This is a genomic window from Arthrobacter sp. LAPM80, assembly GCF_046736435.1.
Taxonomy (GTDB): domain Bacteria; phylum Actinomycetota; class Actinomycetes; order Actinomycetales; family Micrococcaceae; genus Specibacter.
In genome coordinates this window covers 1-2116 of sequence record NZ_JBCHVD010000046.1, presented here as the reverse complement: position 1 = coordinate 2116, position 2116 = coordinate 1, and the positions used below count along the sequence as shown (strand labels likewise).

At 50.7% G+C, this 2116-nt stretch carries 2 protein-coding genes; one reads left to right on the top strand and one right to left on the bottom strand.

Going from position 1 to position 2116, the window contains the following annotated elements; genetic code table 11:
• Positions 1–700, top strand: a 700-nt coding sequence (locus AAGW05_RS18435) for an ISL3 family transposase (protein WP_411806016.1), incomplete at its 5' end; no start/stop codon positions are given.
• A gap of 160 nt (positions 701–860) precedes the next feature.
• Here the strand turns inward: AAGW05_RS18435 and AAGW05_RS18430 are convergent.
• Complete coding sequence (locus AAGW05_RS18430) at positions 861–2102, bottom strand: hypothetical protein (protein ID WP_411806015.1); 1242 nt, start codon at positions 2100–2102, stop codon at positions 861–863.
• Positions 2103–2116: the final 14 nt, after the last annotated feature.

The following is a 2116-nucleotide window of genomic DNA, read 5'->3' as shown; positions in this document are numbered from 1 at the left end:
TACCGGGCAGGTGTTGGGTATCGTGGACGGCCGCGACAGCCGCGGCGTGGGCACCTGGCTCAAAGCCCGCCCCGCCAGCTGGCTTTCCTGCATTGAGACCGTCGGCATCGACCCCTCAGCCGCGTTCCGAAAGGCCCTGCGCGAGAATCTGCCCGACGCTGCTGTCAGCGTCGATCACTTCCACATGGTGCATTTGGCCAACGACATGCTCACCCAGGTTCGCCAACGAGTCTCCCGGGAACAGAACGGGCGCCGCGGCCTAAGAACAGACAAAGCATGGGCCCACCGGCAACTGTTGCTGCGCGGCTACGACACGCTCTCCGACGCTGGCAAGAAACGCCTCGATGACGTCTTCGCCACAGATGACCCGAGCCAGGAACTCGTGGCCGCCTGGGGAGTCAAGGAAGCCTTGCGGCTGATGCTCTCAACCAGTAATCCGGCCAGCGTGGAAGACCGGAAAGCGTTCTTTGAACGGCAGGTCAAGGCAGCGGCCATGAAGGAAACCGACCGGCTGCAAAAGACCGTGACCAAGTGGTGGCCAGAGATTCAAACACTGCTCGCCACCCGGGTGACAACGGCGAAGGTCGAGGCCGCGAACACGATGATCAAAAACATCAAGAGGATTGCCCGCGGGTTCCGCAACCCGACCAACTATCAATCACGTATCCTATTGAGAAGTGCCTCCCGGACGGTGGCATGAATTCATCTCAGCGGGCTGGTATTCACCACGAAACGCGAAGAGCCACATATCTAAGAGGGGAACATACCATCGCCCGATCACTGCTCGAATACGGCGGATTCAGACCAAAACTACACTCTGGATTCTGAAGAGCCCCTAAATATTCAATAAATCAATACAGTCAAATTTTGATTTTATTCAATAATACTATCTTACTGGATAAAATTCGCCGTATAGTAAGCCACTGAAATAGGATTGCTGTAGCATAACCAATGACCTGGCCTAGTAGAGTACCGACCGCACCCAGAAATACGGTCAAAGTGACGAGAGCTGATATCCCAATAACCGTACCCAGAAGTAGGGAAATTGACGCCTGACGTAAACAATTCATGGGAGCCATTAATCCGTAGGGGAGAATTGCTACAACTACCGTGAGTCCAACAAGTACAGAAAGCAAAACCAGCAAATAAATATGGAGGCTCATAGTCTTATGTGATAAAAACCAAATAAGCGGTTCGCCGAAAGTCAGAGTCCCAAGACACGATGCAGTACCTAACAAAATAATCTTGTTCATACCGCCGCGAACAGTCTGTTCGAAGGGATGATCGCTACCGTTAAGGCGATAAAGAAGCTTCGCAACTATAAAATTTCCCATAGGAACTAAGCCGGTAACCAGCTGCTTATGCACCTTATCAATAAGCGCATAAAGTGGAGCAATGCTTGGAGCAAGGGCCGAAATAGCAATCATGGGACAGTAACTAAGAAAGGCAGGTAAGACCTCGGTTGATAATCCATGACCCTGCTTGAAAATCTCGCGCCAAACTGTAGGAAAGCCAAGACGACTTCCGTCATGAAAGACCCTCAATTTAACGCAGACTATAGCCGCTGCAACTAGGGATGACAAGATTTGGCCGGCTAAGCCCACCGAAACATTGGCCCCTAAAAGTACGATCATCCAGCCTGCAAGTAAAGTTAGAAGGCGGGGTATAGAGTCATATAAAACTAACAGCACCGGCTTGTTCTGACCCACAAAGAACCATTGCATGTTGAAGGAAATAACCAAAGTGGATGCGAGGCCAAGAACTGCTAGATCGAGACGAGCGAGGTGCAATAGATAAACGACTTCAATACCAATAAGAAACAATGGAATAGAAACCATAAGTCGTGTGAATAGGGCCAGCTTCAGAGTCCGCCGAGATAAGATAACATCAGCCACCGCAGCGATTGATGGTCCCGTAACGTTCCATCCCAGACCACAGACAACGCCTAAGAAACCGCCCACTGCCTGTCCTGTAGCAATTGACGCCCAGCCTTGGTTGCCCGCGGAACTAATGATAATGGGTATAGAAATGAGAGTAATTAAGGCCTGAGCGCCGACGGGTACGAGAAAAAGTAAACCAGAATAATTGCGATCTTTTAGCATGCGGTCCTATTTTT